At 52.6% G+C, this 16,181-nt stretch carries 13 protein-coding genes; 5 read left to right on the plus strand and 8 right to left on the minus strand.

Annotation, left to right across the window (positions count from 1 at the left end; all coding sequences use genetic code 11):
* Nucleotides 1–54: 54 nt before the first annotated feature.
* The 5 genes from GS398_RS13990 to GS398_RS14010 form a co-directional block, all read right to left on the minus strand.
* Nucleotides 55–915, minus strand: a complete 861-nt coding sequence (locus GS398_RS13990) for a sigma-70 family RNA polymerase sigma factor (RefSeq protein ID WP_160907416.1) — start codon at nucleotides 913–915, stop codon at nucleotides 55–57.
* Between the two features lie 282 nt (nucleotides 916–1,197).
* Nucleotides 1,198–4,389, minus strand: coding sequence for an efflux RND transporter permease subunit (locus tag GS398_RS13995; protein WP_160907417.1), 3,192 nt, complete (start codon nucleotides 4,387–4,389; stop codon nucleotides 1,198–1,200).
* Between the two features lie 10 nt (nucleotides 4,390–4,399).
* Nucleotides 4,400–5,500: an efflux RND transporter periplasmic adaptor subunit gene (locus GS398_RS14000; protein ID WP_160907418.1), complete on the minus strand. Its 1,101-nt coding sequence runs from the start codon at nucleotides 5,498–5,500 to the stop codon at nucleotides 4,400–4,402.
* A gap of 10 nt (nucleotides 5,501–5,510) precedes the next feature.
* Nucleotides 5,511–6,833 carry a TolC family protein gene (locus GS398_RS14005; protein WP_160907419.1) on the minus strand — a complete coding sequence of 441 codons (1,323 nt, stop codon included), beginning with the start codon at nucleotides 6,831–6,833 and terminating at the stop codon, nucleotides 5,511–5,513.
* Nucleotide 6,834: 1 nt separating this feature from the next.
* The gene (locus GS398_RS14010; RefSeq protein WP_160907420.1) at nucleotides 6,835–7,443 is read right to left on the minus strand and encodes a TetR/AcrR family transcriptional regulator; all 609 of its coding nucleotides are present in this window, start codon (nucleotides 7,441–7,443) and stop codon (nucleotides 6,835–6,837) included.
* Between the two features lie 87 nt (nucleotides 7,444–7,530).
* On the opposite strand from GS398_RS14010, the gene GS398_RS14015 reads away from it, so the two are divergent.
* The 3 genes from GS398_RS14015 to GS398_RS14025 all read left to right on the plus strand — a co-directional run bounded on the left by GS398_RS14015 (nucleotide 7,531) and on the right by GS398_RS14025 (nucleotide 10,359).
* Nucleotides 7,531–8,160, plus strand: a complete 630-nt coding sequence (locus GS398_RS14015; protein WP_160907421.1) for a DUF2975 domain-containing protein — start codon at nucleotides 7,531–7,533, stop codon at nucleotides 8,158–8,160.
* A gap of 113 nt (nucleotides 8,161–8,273) precedes the next feature.
* Nucleotides 8,274–9,767: an acetyl-CoA carboxylase biotin carboxylase subunit gene (gene accC / locus GS398_RS14020; protein WP_160907422.1), complete on the plus strand. Its 1,494-nt coding sequence runs from the start codon at nucleotides 8,274–8,276 to the stop codon at nucleotides 9,765–9,767.
* Between the two features lie 4 nt (nucleotides 9,768–9,771).
* Nucleotides 9,772–10,359 carry a riboflavin synthase gene (locus GS398_RS14025; RefSeq protein ID WP_160907423.1) on the plus strand — a complete coding sequence of 196 codons (588 nt, stop codon included), beginning with the start codon at nucleotides 9,772–9,774 and terminating at the stop codon, nucleotides 10,357–10,359.
* Here the strand turns inward: GS398_RS14025 and GS398_RS14030 are convergent.
* Nucleotides 10,342–11,520 carry a tetratricopeptide repeat protein gene (locus GS398_RS14030; protein ID WP_160907424.1) on the minus strand — a complete coding sequence of 393 codons (1,179 nt, stop codon included), beginning with the start codon at nucleotides 11,518–11,520 and terminating at the stop codon, nucleotides 10,342–10,344. The two genes, GS398_RS14025 and GS398_RS14030, sit on opposite strands and share 18 nt — an antisense overlap.
* A gap of 99 nt (nucleotides 11,521–11,619) precedes the next feature.
* Between GS398_RS14030 and lspA the strand changes: the two genes are divergently transcribed.
* Complete coding sequence (gene lspA, locus GS398_RS14035) at nucleotides 11,620–12,144, plus strand: signal peptidase II (RefSeq protein ID WP_160907425.1); 525 nt, start codon at nucleotides 11,620–11,622, stop codon at nucleotides 12,142–12,144.
* A 240-nt stretch (nucleotides 12,145–12,384) separates the two neighbouring features.
* Complete coding sequence (locus GS398_RS14040) at nucleotides 12,385–13,665, plus strand: YeiH family protein (protein WP_160907426.1); 1,281 nt, start codon at nucleotides 12,385–12,387, stop codon at nucleotides 13,663–13,665.
* Between the two features lie 42 nt (nucleotides 13,666–13,707).
* On the opposite strand, the gene GS398_RS14045 is transcribed toward GS398_RS14040, so the two are convergent.
* Together GS398_RS14045 and GS398_RS14050 are read right to left on the minus strand one after the other, a co-directional pair.
* Nucleotides 13,708–14,397: a helix-turn-helix transcriptional regulator gene (locus GS398_RS14045; protein WP_160907427.1), complete on the minus strand. Its 690-nt coding sequence runs from the start codon at nucleotides 14,395–14,397 to the stop codon at nucleotides 13,708–13,710.
* A 21-nt stretch (nucleotides 14,398–14,418) separates the two neighbouring features.
* Nucleotides 14,419–16,095, minus strand: coding sequence for a T9SS type B sorting domain-containing protein (locus GS398_RS14050; protein ID WP_160907428.1), 1,677 nt, complete (start codon nucleotides 16,093–16,095; stop codon nucleotides 14,419–14,421).
* Between the last annotated feature and the right edge of the window lie 86 nt (nucleotides 16,096–16,181).

Consider the following 16,181-nt stretch of genomic DNA (forward strand, 5'->3'; position numbering starts at 1 on the left):
AAAAAGGCCTCCTTTTTACAGGAAGCCTTTTAATTTTGGTTATCCGGGAAATTATTACCCCAGGTAAGATTTCAGGATCTTGCTTCTTGAGGTATGTCTCAACCGCTGAAGCGCCTTATCTTTGATCTGGCGTACACGCTCGCGCGTGAGGTTGAATTTTTCGCCGATCTCTTCCAGCGAAAGCGGGTGATTGGTGCTTAACCCGAAGAAAAGCACGATGATCTCGCGCTCGCGTTCGGTCAAGGTAGCCAATGAACGTTTTATTTCTTCCGAAAGCGATTCGTTGATCAGGTTACTATCCGTGTTCGGATCGTTGTTTTCGAGTACATCTAACAGGGTATTTTCTTCGCCCTGTACAAAAGGCGCATCCATAGACACGTGACGGCCGGAATTACTCAGCGTATCGGAGATCTTGTCTACCGTAGTTTCCAGGATATCTGCCAATTCTTCGGGCGATGGCTCGCGCTCATATTCCTGTTCGAGCTTTGAAAAAGCCTTGCTGATCTTGCTGAGCGATCCCACCTGGTTTAACGGTAGGCGCACAATACGCGATTGCTCGGCAATGGCCTGCAGGATGGACTGACGGATCCACCATACCGCGTAAGAGATGAATTTAAAGCCTTTGGTTTCGTCAAAGCGTTTGGCGGCTTTGATCAAACCGAGGTTACCTTCGTTGATCAGGTCGCCGAGCGTTAAACCCTGGTTCTGGTACTGTTTCGCTACCGAAACTACGAAACGTAAATTTGTTTTGGTCAGTCGCTCTAATGCCGCCTGGTCCCCTTCACGAATCTTCTGTGCTAGAATAACCTCTTCTTCGGCTGTAATCAGGTCCACCTTACCAATTTCGTGTAAATACTTGTCGAGTGACTGCGATTCACGGTTGGTAATGGACTGCGTTATCTTGAGTTGTCTCATTGATTGTGTGGATTCCCCTTTCTGAAAGTTTGCAAAGTTAACAACTTTTAAGTGATTAACGAGTTTTGACTAAAAAAGTTGACGCAAACGTATTGACTTTTTGAAAATAATTATGTACATATCCACCCGCAAAAATCATTCCAGTCAGCGGTCAATTTCCGGTTACCTGTTGCTGACAAACGCAGAACTCTCACTTAATGACGTGGGAGTGATCGTTACCAATTAACGGTTGCGTAATTGCAGAACAGGAACTGACAATTGCTCACGGAAACTGACAAACCACTACTCCTCCGCATGCAGCGTATCTTTATGCGCTTCCGGGTTATACGCGGCCTGTAACGCTTCCAGTTTCTTTTTCCCGTAAGCGATCTTAACGATGAGCACGAATATAACAGGTACGATAAAGATGGCCAGTAAGGTCGCCGCCAGCATACCGCCGATCACGGTCCAGCCGATGGTTTGACGGGCTACGGCGCCCGCGCCTGACGAAAACGCCAGTGGCAGTACCCCTAGGATAAACGCGAACGAAGTCATGATGATCGGTCGTAAGCGCAGTTGTACCGCTTCGACGGTAGCGCTCAGCAGCGACATTCCCCAATCCACTCTTTCTTTCGCGAATTCGACGATCAGGATAGCGTTTTTGGCGGAGAGCCCGATCAGCGTGATCAAGCCGATCTGTGCATACACGTTATTGGTAAGCTGTGGCAGGAAGGTAAGGGCAATGATCGCCCCGAAAGCGCCCAGCGGTACCGCCAGCAGGATCGAGAACGGTACCGACCAGCTTTCGTACAATGCCGCCAGCAGCAGGAACACGAATACGATGGAGAGGCCGAAGATCACGGTGGTGCTGTTCCCCGAGCTGATCTCTTCGCGGCTAAGGCCGGAGAAATCGTATCCATAACCGGCGGGGAGCACCTGCGCGGCCACTTCCCGCAGCGCCTGTATGGCTTGCCCGGAGCTATAACCGGGTCTTGCTTCTACCGTGAACTCCGCCGAGCGGAACAGGTTATAATGCGAGATCAGCGGGGCGCTCTCTACCACTTTATAGCTGATGAGCGTGCTCAGCGGGATCGACTCGCCGGCCTGGTTCAGCACGAAGTAGTTACCGATATCGCTGATGTCTTTGCGGTACATCGTATCGGCTTGTGCCACCACCCTGAAATTCCGGCCATATTTGGTAAAGTCGTTTACATAGGAACTCCCCATGAGCGTGGAAATCGTTGAAAATATGTTCGACAAAGGCACGCCCAGCTTCTTGGCCCGTTCCCGGTCGACGGTGACCTGGTAGCCCGGTGTTTTAGCGGTGAAGAAAGTATAGGCCAGGCCGATCTCCTTCCGCTGGTTAGCGGCCATCATGAACTTCATCACCTGGGTTTCAAATGCCTTGATGTCGCCGGCGCCTTCACGCTGTTCCAGCATAAAGCTCACGCCGCCGGAGTTACCCAGCCCGGGAATCGCCGGTGGGGCGACCACGCGGATGGTGGCGCCTTTAATCACCGAGAACTCCTGCTGCAGCTTGGCGATCACACCGTAAAGGCGTAAGGAATCTGCCTGCCGTTCATCCCAAGGCTTCATCTGTATAAAGATGGTACCGCTGCTCGGTTTGAAGGAGAAGTTGAGCGCATTTAACCCGGCGATAGCGGTGGCGTTGCTGATGGCGGGAACTTTTTTGCCGATAATGTCAGAAAGCTGGTTGAGGATCTCCTTGGTGCGTATGCTCGACGCACTTTGGGGAAGCTCTACCGAAACGAACAGCCGGCCTTCATCCTCCGTAGGAATAAAACCTGTTGGCTTCATTTTAAACAACCCGAGCGTGCCCGCATAAATACATACCCCGATGATGAGTACCAGCGGCGTCGCTTTGATGCTCCTTTTTACCCCGTTGGAGTAGGAGTGTGTTACTTTTCCAAACCATTGGTTGAACCGGAAGAAAAGCTTGTTGATGCCCCTGGAATCCTTATCCAGGTTGGCAGGCTTTAACATCATCGAGCACAGGGCCGGGGTAAGCGACAGCGCGATGAACGCCGAAAGCATTACCGAGATCGCGATCGTAATGGCGAACTGCTGGTACAGGCGTCCCACGATCCCGGGGATAAACCCTACGGGGATAAATACCGCGGCCAGGATGAGCGCAATAGCGATCACCGGTGCGGTGATATCTTTCATCGCCCTGCGGGTGGCTTCCTTTGCCGATAATTTGTCGTGGTCTATATAATGCTGCACGGCTTCCACCACCACGATGGCATCGTCTACCACGATACCGATAGCGAGCACGAATCCAAATAAGGTTAACGTGTTGATGGTGAACCCCAGCGGGATAAAGAGGATGAACGTACCGATGATCGAAACCGGGATAGCCAGGATCGGGATCAGCGTGGCGCGCCAGTTCTGGAGGAACAGGAATACCACCAGCGTAACCAGCAGCAAAGCCTCCACCAGGGTATGGATCACTTCTTCGATAGACACTTTTACCACGTTTACGGTTTCAAAAGCTACTTTATAGTCCATATCGGCCGGGAACTTGCTTTTAAGCTCCTCCATGGTTTTGGTTACCCCTTCGGCGGTTTCGATGGCGTTGCTGCCCGGCGCCTGGTTCACCAACAGGATGGTAGTGGGGTTGCCGTTGATGGTCGAGGACCGCCCGTAGCTGAACTGTCCCAGCTCGATCCTGGCTACGTCTTTCAGGTAAACCGGGCTCCCGTCGCGCGGGTTGGTGCGTACCACGACGTTGTTGAACTGCTCTTCGCTGTCAAGCCTTCCGTTTACGTAAATGGAATATTCGAAGGCCTGGGAGTTGTATTGCGGGGTTGCGCCCACGGTGCCGGCCGCTACCTGGATGTTCTGCTCGCGGAGGGCGTTGAGCACCTCGTTGGGCGACATGCCCAGCTGGGAGAGCTTATCCGGTTTTAACCACACGCGCATACTGAAATCCTGCCCGATAGCGGTCACATCACCCACACCCTTTACGCGCAACAGGGCGTCCTTGATATAGATATTGGTGTAGTTATCGAGGAACTTGATGTCGTGCGATTTCTTGGGAGAATACACGGTAAGCACCATCATGATCGTGGGATTGCGTTTCTTAACGGTAAGGCCGAGGCGTCTCACCTCGTCGGGCAGGGTAGGGAGGGCTACACTCACACGGTTTTGCACATCGAGCGTGGCGATGTTCACGTCGGTGCCGATTTCGAAAGTAACGTTGGTCGAGATCCTGCCGTCGCTGGTGGCATTCGACTGGAGGTAGGCCATTCCCGGCGTTCCGTTGATCTGTGTTTCCACGGGCGTAACCACGGTTTGCTCTACGGTTTGTGCATCGGCTCCCGTATAGCCGCCCGATACCTGTACTACTGGCGGCGTGATGTCGGGGTATTGGCTTACGGGCAGCGTCAGGATAGAGATCACCCCCACCAACACGATAACGATAGAGACCACAATGGCAGTAACCGGTCTTTTTATAAATACATCTGAGATCATCTGGACGGGTTTAAGGTTTGTTCGCGTTTACAACGGCTCCTTCGCGCAGGTTTTGCACGCCGTCGCTTACAATGGTGTCGCCGGCTTTGAGGCCGTTGCGGATCACCGCTTTATCGCCAAAACGGGCGCCTACATCTACTTTCCGTTGTGATACCTTGCTGCTGTCGCCCACGATGAACACAAAGAACTCGCTCATTTGCTCGGTGAGCGCTTTAGTCGGGATGGTTAATTTCTTACCGTCATCTGAGTTGCGCACCAGCAGCGTGCAGGTCATGCCTGCACGAAGCCGTCCGCCGGCATTGGGAAAGCTCACCCTTACGGTGATGGTCCCTGTCTGTTCATTTACGGCGCGGTCTATGGCAACGATCTTCCCGGGAAGCCGGAGGGTGTCCTGCCCGGCTACGGCGACAGAAAATACCGACTCTGCGGCAACGCTTCGCTGCAAAGCGTTAAAACGCCCGATATCGGCGGCATTGATGGAAAAATCTACCGCGATGGGATCTTCCGAAGAAAGGGTATTGATGAGGGTGGACCCGGCCGCTACCAGCGAGCCGCGTTTTACCGCCGCGATGCCGATGGTCCCGGAGAACGGTGCGGTGATTACCGCATGGCCGAGGTCGTTCCGGGTGTTGTTTAAGGTCGATTTGGCGGCTTCGAGCTGCGCCTGCGCGTTATTTACGTCGGTTTGTGCGTAATCTACCCGCTGCCTGGCAATGGCGTCCTGCTGCGCCAGGCGGGTATAGCGCTCCAGGTCCTTGTTTACCTTGTCGAGGTTGGCCTGAGCGATCCGTACCGCCGAGGAAGCCGACTGTACCGCGGCAAGATACCGGGTGCGGTCTACCTCGTATAATTTCTGTCCCTTCGAAACCTTCTGTCCGTCTGTTACATACACACCGGTAAGGTAACCTCCAACTTCCGCCCGGAGCTCCACTTCGTTAAGCGGTACCACCGAGGCCGGGTAGCTGTCGGTGCCCACTACGGTTTCTTCGCTTACAATATAAGTGGCCACATTGGCAGGCGGCGGAACAGGCGCCGCCGGAGGGGTGGAGTTTGAACAGGAAACGGCCGCGACAGAAGCGACCAGGAAAAGTATTGCAATGTTTTTGTTCATGGTAAGGTAATTAAGGATTGACAGGTAAGGTCCCGGAGGCTTTTTGTACGTCGAGTTTGCTGGATAAAACGCTGTATAATGCGTTCAGGTAGCTGATTTCCGCTGTGCGGAGGTCTGATTCGGCTATGGTAACTTCCAAAAAGGTTTTGATGCCTTCGTTATACTGGAGTTTAATGGTATTGTAAACGTCTCTTGCCAGGGCCACGTTCGCCTGGTAGGTTTTCCACTCGTTGAGGTTGCTGCGGTAGGAGGCGATGGCCGTCTGGTACTCGGTGTTTACGGCGTTGCGTGTATCTACCAGGTCGAGCTCCATCCTGCGTTCCTGCAATTCCGCACGGCGGAGGTTTTGCAGTCGCCGGGTACCGGTAAATATGGGGATCGAGAGCGTGAGGCCCGCCTGCGAATTGGGGTATTTAGTGCTGTAGAGGTCCTGGAAACGGTTGTTTTGGTACGAGAGGTTATAGTTAACAAACGCAGATACTTCGGGCAGGAAGCCGTAGCGGTAATACGACGTGTTAAGCGCCAGTAATTGCTGACGGGTGCGCAGCTGCCTGATCTCTACACGGTTATCATAGTTAAGTGCCTGCAGGGTGTCCAGCAGCATCTCCTGCTCCATACCGGTGCTCCGTACCGCCAGTTGAATGGGGGTCTGCGGCGACAGTCCGATAAGTTGTTTCAGGTAGGCATATTTGTAGTTGAGGGATTCGGCCGTGGTCTTTTTTTGCGCACGTGCGCCGTTCAGCGTAATGGTAGCACGCTGGTAATCCGTTTTGTCTGCAATCCCGGCCTGGTACTGTGCATAAGAATCTTTCAGCTGCTTTTCCAGGCGGAGGATATCCTCGTCGAGGATCCGCAGCTGCTCCTGGCTGGTGAGGATGTTATAGTAAGCTTTGCTTACGTCCGTCACCGTAGCGATCCGCGTAAGCTCTGTATTTTGCCGGCTCTGCTCGCGGGTGAACCTGGAGGCTTTCGAGGCCAGTACCAGGCCGGTGCTAAAGATAGACTGGTTGGCTTCTACACCGAACAGCGAGCTATACGACGGCTGTATCTGCACCGGCTGCCCGTTAAAAAGGGTGGTAGGCCTTTTCAGGTAATGCGACAGGTTGGCGTCGCCGCTGACCTGTGGCAGCCACCCTGCCAGGCTGGCGCGGATATCGCGCTCGGTGATCTCCTCGTCGAGCAGCGATTGCTGTACGCCGGGCTGATTTTTCAGCGCATAGCGAATACATTGCTCGAGGGTGACCGGCCCCGCGAGGGTATCCGTTTTCGTTTGGGCAGCTGCGCCGCAAAACGCCAGCGGGAGTAAAAAGAGCAGGTATCGGATCTGGTTCATGCTATTGATCATGGTCTTGGTTCGTGTGTTGATGTTTTTTAATACCATCCCAGGAAATGCAGGCAATATCATACAAGTCTTTCTCCGTGAAAAGGTATCGCCCGGCGAGGTGGTATTTGGCGGTGGCCACGATGGCTCCGCGGATCACCGGCCCGAGCAGTTCGGAATCAATGGGCTTAAGAGTTCCGTTCTCGATACCCGAACGGAAAAACGGCACGATCTGCCCGCGGAACAAATCGCTTTCCTGGTCGGGATAAAGCCTCGGGTACGGGGAGTTCACATATTGTTCCATAAAAACAAGGGAGCCTTCGTTGCTGATGTAGTACTTGCATTGGTTCACCCAAAAGGCCAGGAAACGGTCTTTATAGCTCACGTTTTCGTTATAACCAGCCAGCATGGCACGGGCCAGCTCTTCCTTAACATATACATATAAGGCGGTGATCAGCGTATCTTTACTGTCGAAATAATGGTAGATGGTACCGGCCGCCACGCGCGCGTTCCGGGCGATCTCGCTCATGGGAGTGCCATGAAAGCCATGCTCTTTAATCAGTTCAAGCGTACTTTTAAGAATGGCAGTACGCTTATCCGGCTTTTCTAATTGAACGTTCATTCGGTTTGTAAAGTAAACCATTATGATCGGTGTTTGTTGACCCGTGGCAGATAATGACATTGGGGTGGCTTTTACCGGGAATTTTTTATGAGAACTTTTGACACGATGAAATACCGGAAACATCCCGGGGGGCTTTCCGCCGTGCTGGCCGTTTTCCGCATGCGGTTCCCTGTTGTGCTCGCGTTAACTGCGCTCTTCCTGGTCTTTTCAGGCTATATGATGGTAGCCGGCGATCCGGCGGTAAAGATGATCGCAGTGAATGCGCACGCGGTCCCGCCGAAAGGTACTGCAGGCAGCTCCGGCGACGCCATGCATTACGATTATCATTTTAAGGCCCGTAACCTGGCCGACTGGCTGGCATTTGACCGTGGCATGTTCGCCGGTTTCGGATTTTTTAACGCACTTTTTACCATGGCGGTACTGACTTACGGCTACCGGGTTACCCGGATCCTTACGTTGCGGCAGCCGTTTCTCTTCCCGGTAGCCAATTATTTGCAGGTTATTGGCTGGATAATCATTGCGGGCGGGGTGCTCAACACGGTGCGGTACTTTTATATCGCGGCAGCTGTCCGGAGTATTACCGGGGGCAGCTACCGGGCCGACCTTAGCTCCGCGTCGGGATATACCCTGGCGGCCGGGATCATTATTTTAATTGCCGCGAAAGTATACCGCAGGGGATGTGAGCTTCAGGCAGAAAGAACAAAACATTCCATCTAACCAATGCCCATATTATCAACCTTGACGTGATGATGGCCATTAGCAGTCAGCTATCAGTCATTAGCTGTCAGCCGTCAGCTTTTTTGCCTAATATTGTAACCTGCATATCAAGTATGACGACAATAGACAAGCTACTGGTGGCCAATCGCGGCGAGATCGCACTGCGTGTGATGAGATCGGCGCGGGAAATGGGGCTGCAGACCGTAGCGGTATACTCGGAAGCCGACCGGGACGCGCTGCATGTGCGTTACGCAGATGAGGCGGTATTTATCGGACCGGCGCCTTCCTCGCAGTCGTACCTGGTGGGGGAGAAGATCATCGATGCCTGCCGGCAAACCGGCGCGAAATATATTCATCCCGGTTATGGCTTTCTTTCTGAGAACGCCGCCTTTGCACGGCTGGTGCGCGATGCAGGCCTGGTATTAGTGGGGCCGTCGCCCGAAGCCATGGAGATCATGGGCAATAAGCTATCCGCTAAGGCGGCCGCATTAACCTACCACATCCCGATGGTTCCAGGCACGGTTTCGGCGGTAACGGATGTGAACGAGGCTATGGAAGAAGCCGTAAAGATCGGTTTCCCCATCCTCATTAAAGCGGCGGCAGGCGGCGGCGGAAAAGGAATGCGGATCGTGGAGAAAGCGGCGGATTTTGAAGAGCAGATGAAGCTGGCGGTGTCCGAGGCAAAATCGGCATTTAACGATGGTTCGGTATTTATGGAACGGTATGTGTCGTCGCCCCGCCACATCGAGATCCAGGTGATCGGTGATACCTATGGCAATATCGTGCACTTATTTGAACGCGAATGTTCGGTGCAGCGCCGTCACCAGAAAGTAGTGGAGGAAGCGCCGTCATCGGTGCTCAGCCCGGAGATCCGTCAGCGAATGGGCGAAAGCGCGGTCAATGTGGCACGCTCCTGCGGTTACTCAAGTACCGGCACCGTGGAGTTCATCCTCGATGAAAACCTGGACTTCTTCTTCCTGGAGATGAATACACGCCTGCAGGTGGAGCACCCGGTAACCGAAATGATCACGGGTGTCGACCTGGTTAAAGAGCAGATCCGCATCGCCATGGGCGAAAAGCTGGGCTTTACCCAAAACGAGCTGGAGATCAGGGGCCATGCCATCGAGCTGCGCGTGTACGCGGAAGATCCCGCCAATAATTTCCTTCCGGATATCGGCACATTGCTCAGTTACTCGGTACCGGCCGGTCCGGGTGTGCGGGTGGACGACGCTTTCGAGGCAGGTATGGAGATCCCGATCTATTACGACCCGATGATCGCCAAGCTGATCACCTACGGGAAAGACCGCCCGGAAGCCATCGCGCGCATGCGAAGGGCCATTGACGAGTACCGCATCACGGGGATCACTACCACGCTCGGCTTCGGGCGTTTTGTGATGGAGCACGAGGCCTTTATTTCCGGGAACTTCGACACACACTTCGTAAAAAAATATTTTGATTCTTCGGCGCCGCCCGCAGCGCAGAACAGGGATGAGGCCATGATTGCGGCGATACTGGCCGCATCCCTGCTGGCAGACCAGGCGCAATCATCGATAGCACCGCAGGTAAGCGGGGTTTCTAACTGGAAAAGAAACCGAAAAATAAGTTAACGGCATGTTTACAGGAATTATTGAAACTACAGGCATCGTTACCCGCCTCGAGCAAACCCAGGGAAATCTACACATTACCGTAACGGCATCTATTGCCAGCGAGCTGAAGATCGATCAGTCGGTGGCACATAACGGCGTATGCCTAACGGTGGTTTCGTCCGGTGATACCAGCTACCGCGTAACCGCGATCGATGAAACGCTTCAGAAAACCAACCTCGGCGCCCTTCGCGAAGGCGACCTGGTAAACCTCGAGCGCTGCATGGCGATGAACGGCCGGCTGGATGGCCACATCGTACAGGGGCATGTAGACCAGACCGCCACCTGCACCGCTTTCCGGCAACTGGAGGGCAGCTGGGAATATACTTTTGAATATGACCCCGCAGCGGGAAATATTACGGTTGAAAAAGGATCTGTCTGTGTAAACGGTATAAGCCTCACCGTGGTAAATTCGCAGGCGAACAGTTTCTCGGTCGCCATAATCCCGTACACGTACGAGCATACCAACCTGCAGCAGGTGCGCGAAGGATCGACGGTGAACCTCGAATTTGATATTATCGGCAAATATGTGGCCCGTTTACTTGGCAGAAGCTGAAGTGCCTGCCGGGCTGAGGTCTTTTATTCTTGCCAATGAATAATGGTAGCACGCTTTGTTGTTGTCCCGCTCCTCGTTATATAAGTCAACGTACTTTTTATAGTATTTCAGCGCATTTTTCCGGTCTTCCAGTTTCTGATCGTAAATACGGGCACGGGCATAGTTAAAAACGTTTCGGCTGTCGAAGGTTTCCGCTTTGTCGAGATGATTGATCCCGGCGCGGTACTTTTTTTGCTGCTCATCGTTCACACTCATTTCCTGGTAGTATACCGGGATGTTGTTAGAGATGCCTTCGCGTACGCTCCTGGCGAGGTACTCGTTGCTCTTTAATATATTCCCCAGTTGCCGGTAAGCCAATGCGGTGTAGTAGTAAGTCGTTTCATTCGAATTGCTGGTCAATTCTAAAATGGAGAAGGCGGCCACACAATCCTTGTATTGCCGCAGGTAATAGCAGCCGATCCCAAGGAGATTAAAGGTCTGGCCCGCGTTATCTCCCAGGTCGATCGCTTTCCTGGCCATTTTTACCGATAACTTATAATCTTCCTGTTTATGGGCCAGGTTCATACGGGTATTAATGAGCAGGATATTCAGGGAATCTGTTGCCATGGCAATGCTCAGCACCGAATCAACCAACCCGTATCTTTTCCTTTTGATCAGCAGCCGCGCATAATCGTAGGCGATATCAGGTTCCCGGGGATTTAATCCGTTGGCTTTTTTAAGGTTCCGGAGCCAGCCGGTGGTATCGCGCAGGTTATCACATACATCGGCCAGTTTTTTATAGGTGAGGAAGTTGATACTGTCCAGCAATAGCATTTTCTCGTAATAACGCCTGGTTTGGAGATAATTTCCTCTTTTCTCGTTAATGCCGGCCAGGTAGTTGAGCGCGGTGCGGTTGGTGGTGTCCTTTGCCAGCAATATCCCGAAATTTCGTTCCGCATCGGGGAGATTTCCTGCCATGTAATTGCAATAGGCGAGGCGCGAAAGGATCTTATCATCGGAGATCTCAGCCGGGTAAACCGATTTGATGTAGGCGGCTGCTTCTTTATACCGCTGGTTCTGGATCATGTCCAGGAGCTGCTCGCTGTCGAACTGCTGGGAAAAGGATTTAAAACCCGTAAAAAGAAGAGTAGTTAAAAGAATTGTATGAAGTATCGCACGCATGAACAAATATAACTAAAAACTTAGTTATAAAAATAGTCGTCAGTTGACGTGTAATATTTTGATGTGAGTGAAGTTCTCCTTCTTCTTTATCTTTATAAAATGAAATTAACAAGAACCATCCGCAACCTCGCTATACTTGCGGTGATCCTTTGCAACATTGGTTGCGACCAGGTCACCAAAACCGTTATCCGCCGGAACATGGGGGAGTATGAGCAGCTCAGCTATCTCAACAATCATTTCACCATCACTAAAACGGAAAATACCGGCGCCTTTCTGAGCCTGGGCGATACGCTTCCCCTGCCGGTTAAGCTGGTGGTGCTTTCGTTACTGCCCTTGCTGGTGCTTGGCGGAGCTACGTATTTCGTGATCACCAAAACCAATATTTCTAACGTGCTGGCGCTTGGGATCTGTTTTGTGATCGGTGGCGGAGTGGGTAATTTATACGACCGGATCGTACATGGATCTGTTACCGATTTCCTGCACCTCGACTTTGTCGTTTTTCGCACGGGTATTTTTAATATGGCCGATGTATCCATCATGACCGGTATGGCGCTGATCCTCTGTTATACCTATCTTACCAAAGTAAAACCGGCGGATACTTACCAAACGCCGCCGCTGGAATGAACTGGTCATCCGAAATTGCCGGAAGAGCAAAGCAGGGATCGCTGAAAACGGTTTCACGGTGGTTCCCCCGGTATATGGAATCGCATAGATCCAGGAAATTACCAACCGCGAAACTTGCGCCCGCTGCGCGAATTTCTCTCGCGTTCCCTGCATAAATTTCGCCTGTCAATTTTCTTCTCATTTCGCCGAAAAAACCGACATTGGCGCGAAATTAAAGTGATAAACCGATTCAGCTCACCAATGTCCACTAAACAACCCCTGCAACTTACCGAAGACTGGACCGTCGTCCTGCTTGGCGGCGCGATCATCTTCTTAGCTCTTTCCGGCGTGATCGTTCCCGCCCCTTCTTTCGGGTGGAAAGATAGCGAAACGCTGTTTGCCAACGTGCTTTCGGCGGCCAATTTGGGGAAGATGGGGCAGCAGTTACTCCTGGTGCTGGCTACGGCGGTGCTGGGTTCGCTGTTAACCGGTAAGCCGCTCAGGAAGTTCATATGGGTATTCCCGGTGGTATTTGTAGTCACCATCCTGGCGCTGCTGCTTGCCGGGAACGCCAGGGTAAAAGCGCTGAACCTGGAAGCCGTGATCTTTAGCCTGGGTTTGGGCCTGCTGATCAGCAACCTGTTTAAGCTGCCACAGTGGTTCAGGGATGCGCTTTCCACGGAATTGTTTGTAAAGATCGGGCTGGTATTGCTTGGCACGGGCATTATCTTTTCGGATATCCTGAAGGCGGGTTCCCTCGGCTTGCTGCAGGCATTGGTAGTGGTGCTCTCGGTATGGTATTTTGCGTTCTGGCTGTGCAAGAAGCTGAAAGTGGACGATGAGCTGGCGATGATGATCTCCAGCGCGGTATCCATTTGCGGCGTTTCGGCGGCCATAGCCACCTCGGGTGCCATTAAGGGGGATGCCAAGAAGCTGTCGTACGTGATCTCGATGGTGCTTATCACGGCTATTCCCATGATGATCTTTATGCCTATGATCGCCAATTATTTTCACTTTAAGGAGGAAGTAACCGGTGCCTGGCTCGGGGGCAGTATAGATACCACCGGGGCCGTGGTAGCTTCGGGTACGCTGGTGGGCGACATAGCGTTGAAGTACAGTACCATCATTAAGTTTTCGCAAAATGTGTTGCTCGGACTGGCAGCGTTTGCCATATCCGTTTACTGGACGTATACCCATAAATCATCCGCCGAAGTGATACAGGCAAAGCCTACCGCGGGAGTGATCTGGGAGCGGTTCCCCAAGTTCGTGCTGGGTTTTGTGGGTGCGTCGTTATTGTTTTCGTTCGTGGTTTCTGCCGAAGCGGCTGCGGCGGTGAAAGACAGCCTGAAAAACCTCCAGGGTTTATGGTTCGCGCTGGCTTTTACCAGCATTGGCCTCGAAACCAATTTTGCTGACCTGTTTAACAAAGAAAGCCGGAAACCGCTGTACGCGTTCCTGCTGGCCCAAACGTTTAACGTGCTGATCACGCTGGTGATCGCGTACCTGTTATTTGGCCGGGAAAGCGCCGCCTTGACTGTGTAAGCGCTTTCCTTCCGCCCGTTCGGCGATACTAATTTTGACTCATCAGAACGAAACGGGTAACTGTTTCATGTAATCGCTCATGGCCATGTGGTCTTCCTTTTGGAAACCACGTTCCTGGATGCGCACCGCCTCCAGGCGGGAGATCTTAAAGTCGCGGTAGCTGCTGCGTAAATGGCACCAGCCGATGAGGTGCCAGCTGAACGCATAAAATACCAGTCCTATCGGTTCTACACAGCGTTTACTAAATTCGCCATTGTTATTTTTATAATCGATCTCGATAATCTTCCTGGCGGAGATGGCCTGCTGCAGGGTAGAGAGGTACCCGAAATCCTGGTCGGGACGGGAAGGCAGCTGCATCAGGATGTTGTTATCAAGGTTTTCCAGGCTTTCCTTCTGCGAGGTTTTAAGCACCGACCTTACTTTGCTGAGCGCGGTAGCATAATGTTTGCGTATCGAGTTGTCTGCAAACCCATTTACGATCTGTTCCACCAGCAGCAGGGCATTGGCTTCGTCGGAACTAAAAGAAACAGGCGGCAGGAAATAGCCTTGTACTACAAAATATCCCTTGTTTTGCTCGAAACTGAGGGGTACGCCTTGTTCGTTCAGTGCTTTAATATCCCGGTAGACGGTACGCACGCTGATGCCAAACTTTTCGGCGATCTGCCCGGCCTGGATGTATTTTTTCGATTGCAGGAATAGCAGGATCCCGAAGAGGCGGTCAACACGGTTCATGTCAGGTTGCTGGTTGTGTAGTTATCTTACCAGGGTAACGGCGCCGGAGCGTTTGTAGGGCATCAGGTTCTCTTTACCGTCGATCACCCAATAATAGGTGCCGCCGGGGGCGTTGCTGCCGTTCTGATTACGGCCCGTCCAAAAGTTGGTGATATCGCGGGTCTGGAAGACCAGCGCTCCCCACCGGTTATAGATCTTGAGGTAGTTCAGGTCCACGGGCCGGTTCAGGTCGACGGTGAGTACATCGTTTATCCCGTCGCCATTCGGCGTGAACACATTGGGGATATCGATGTCGAGCACCAGGATGTCGGCAAAAAGTTTAGCGGTAACGGTACAACCCTCGGAGCTAACTCCTTTCAGGTAATAATCACCGCCAAAGCGCACCCTGTGCGGATCTTCCCGGATAGGAATTTTCATGGCTGTATCCAGCCAGTAGGAGTATGTGAGCCTGGGATCTGGCAGGAAGGAGGCGCCAAGGTCGAGTGTAGCCGGGTATTGGATCTGTGGCTGTTGAATCACTTCGATAGGCAGTACCGGGTTATAAATTACATCTACCTCCCGCACCAGTTTGCATCCCGATGGCGCTTGTGCCTGCAGGTAGTAAGTACCGCTGGCCGTAATATTTCGTGGGTCAGGCACCTGCTCACGAAGCGCGGCATCTTTCCAGTACGTGTAAGTAAGCCCGGCCGTGCTTCCGGCGATGATAGCAGTGGCAGTAAGGTCGACCGGGTAGCAGCTTGCCTGCGGCGGATTGACGTTAAGTGCCACACCGGTAATGGTGGTAACCAGTGTTTGATCGCATCCAAGGCCCGGGAAGGCAAACATATCTACCGCGATACGGGTACCGGGCGGCGGAACCGGTGATAACGTAATACTTTCCGTTGTTCCCAGCTCTTCTTGTGTGTCGGGTTTATACCAGCGGTACCTTTCGAATCCGGGTACTGCGCTGAGTACGGTCGACCGGTCGCCGGTGCAAACGGCCGCACCACTTATCGGCGCAGAACAGTTCTCTGCGAAATCCAGGTAGGCATAACCGAAATGCCGGGTATGAGTGCAATCATTGGTAGTGAACTCGAGCCTTACGGTATGCCCCTGGTAGGCAGACAGGTCTATGGCGGCTGCCGACCAGGGTTTGTAGGTTACGGAAGCATCCTTTGCTGAAATACTAAAACCAGGCTGATTGCTGGCGGCAATAAACGTGAAAGATCCGCATGGCGTGGTAGTGTTGGTTGTTTCATTAATTACGGTAGCAATAAACCTCGGTTGCTCCAGGAGGGTAGGGTGACCGGGATTCTGGAGTACCAGCGCGTAATTAAAGATCACCGAATAGGTTGGCGCGTTAGCGGGTACTTTCAGGGTGTAACTGATCCCCTCCGCCCCCCTGCCGCCCTCATTGTTGCCGAGCTTAATCACATATTTACTTCCGTTAGGCGATTTCAGCGAAAAATCGCCGTATTCGTCGACGCCATCACTGATGACGGTATGCCTGCCGTTAATTGAGCCGCTGGGCGAAAGCGTAATTACCCCGCCCGGATCCGTTTGTGTGGTTTCGCTGATCTCGCCGGTCAAACATTGCCAGTTGGCGAACGTGCCTTTTTCGAACCCGATGTTTTGCGGGCATTCTACCACTGTTTGCCCCAGGGCTGCGAGTGCAGCGAGGCAGAACAAGGCAGTGAACAACCAATGTTTAAATTCCATCCGGTACCCGGGAAAAGTTGACAGCCTTAAAAGTACTAAATTACCGGGTAGTATTTTCGGCGTAACAAATTCTCCGCCGAAAAAAC

Origin of the sequence: Hufsiella ginkgonis, from assembly GCF_009834915.1 — a bacterium.
Classification (GTDB): domain Bacteria; phylum Bacteroidota; class Bacteroidia; order Sphingobacteriales; family Sphingobacteriaceae; genus Hufsiella; species Hufsiella ginkgonis.

What these genes read in the sequence shown, in the direction of transcription:
- GS398_RS13990 (WP_160907416.1), bottom strand. Translation starts at nt 915, where the DNA reads ATGAGACAACTCAAGATAACGCAGTCCATTACCAACCGTGAATCGCAG.
- GS398_RS13995 (WP_160907417.1), bottom strand. Translation starts at nt 4,389, where the DNA reads ATGATCTCAGATGTATTTATAAAAAGACCGGTTACTGCCATTGTGGTC.
- GS398_RS14000 (WP_160907418.1), bottom strand. Translation starts at nt 5,500, where the DNA reads ATGAACAAAAACATTGCAATACTTTTCCTGGTCGCTTCTGTCGCGGCC.
- GS398_RS14005 (WP_160907419.1), bottom strand. Translation starts at nt 6,833, where the DNA reads ATGAACCAGATCCGATACCTGCTCTTTTTACTCCCGCTGGCGTTTTGC.
- GS398_RS14010 (WP_160907420.1), bottom strand. Translation starts at nt 7,443, where the DNA reads ATGAACGTTCAATTAGAAAAGCCGGATAAGCGTACTGCCATTCTTAAA.
- GS398_RS14015 (WP_160907421.1), top strand. Translation starts at nt 7,531, where the DNA reads ATGAGAACTTTTGACACGATGAAATACCGGAAACATCCCGGGGGGCTT.
- accC (WP_160907422.1), top strand. Translation starts at nt 8,274, where the DNA reads ATGACGACAATAGACAAGCTACTGGTGGCCAATCGCGGCGAGATCGCA.
- GS398_RS14025 (WP_160907423.1), top strand. Translation starts at nt 9,772, where the DNA reads ATGTTTACAGGAATTATTGAAACTACAGGCATCGTTACCCGCCTCGAG.
- GS398_RS14030 (WP_160907424.1), bottom strand. Translation starts at nt 11,520, where the DNA reads ATGCGTGCGATACTTCATACAATTCTTTTAACTACTCTTCTTTTTACG.
- lspA (WP_160907425.1), top strand. Translation starts at nt 11,620, where the DNA reads ATGAAATTAACAAGAACCATCCGCAACCTCGCTATACTTGCGGTGATC.
- GS398_RS14040 (WP_160907426.1), top strand. Translation starts at nt 12,385, where the DNA reads ATGTCCACTAAACAACCCCTGCAACTTACCGAAGACTGGACCGTCGTC.
- GS398_RS14045 (WP_160907427.1), bottom strand. Translation starts at nt 14,397, where the DNA reads ATGAACCGTGTTGACCGCCTCTTCGGGATCCTGCTATTCCTGCAATCG.
- GS398_RS14050 (WP_160907428.1), bottom strand. Translation starts at nt 16,095, where the DNA reads ATGGAATTTAAACATTGGTTGTTCACTGCCTTGTTCTGCCTCGCTGCA.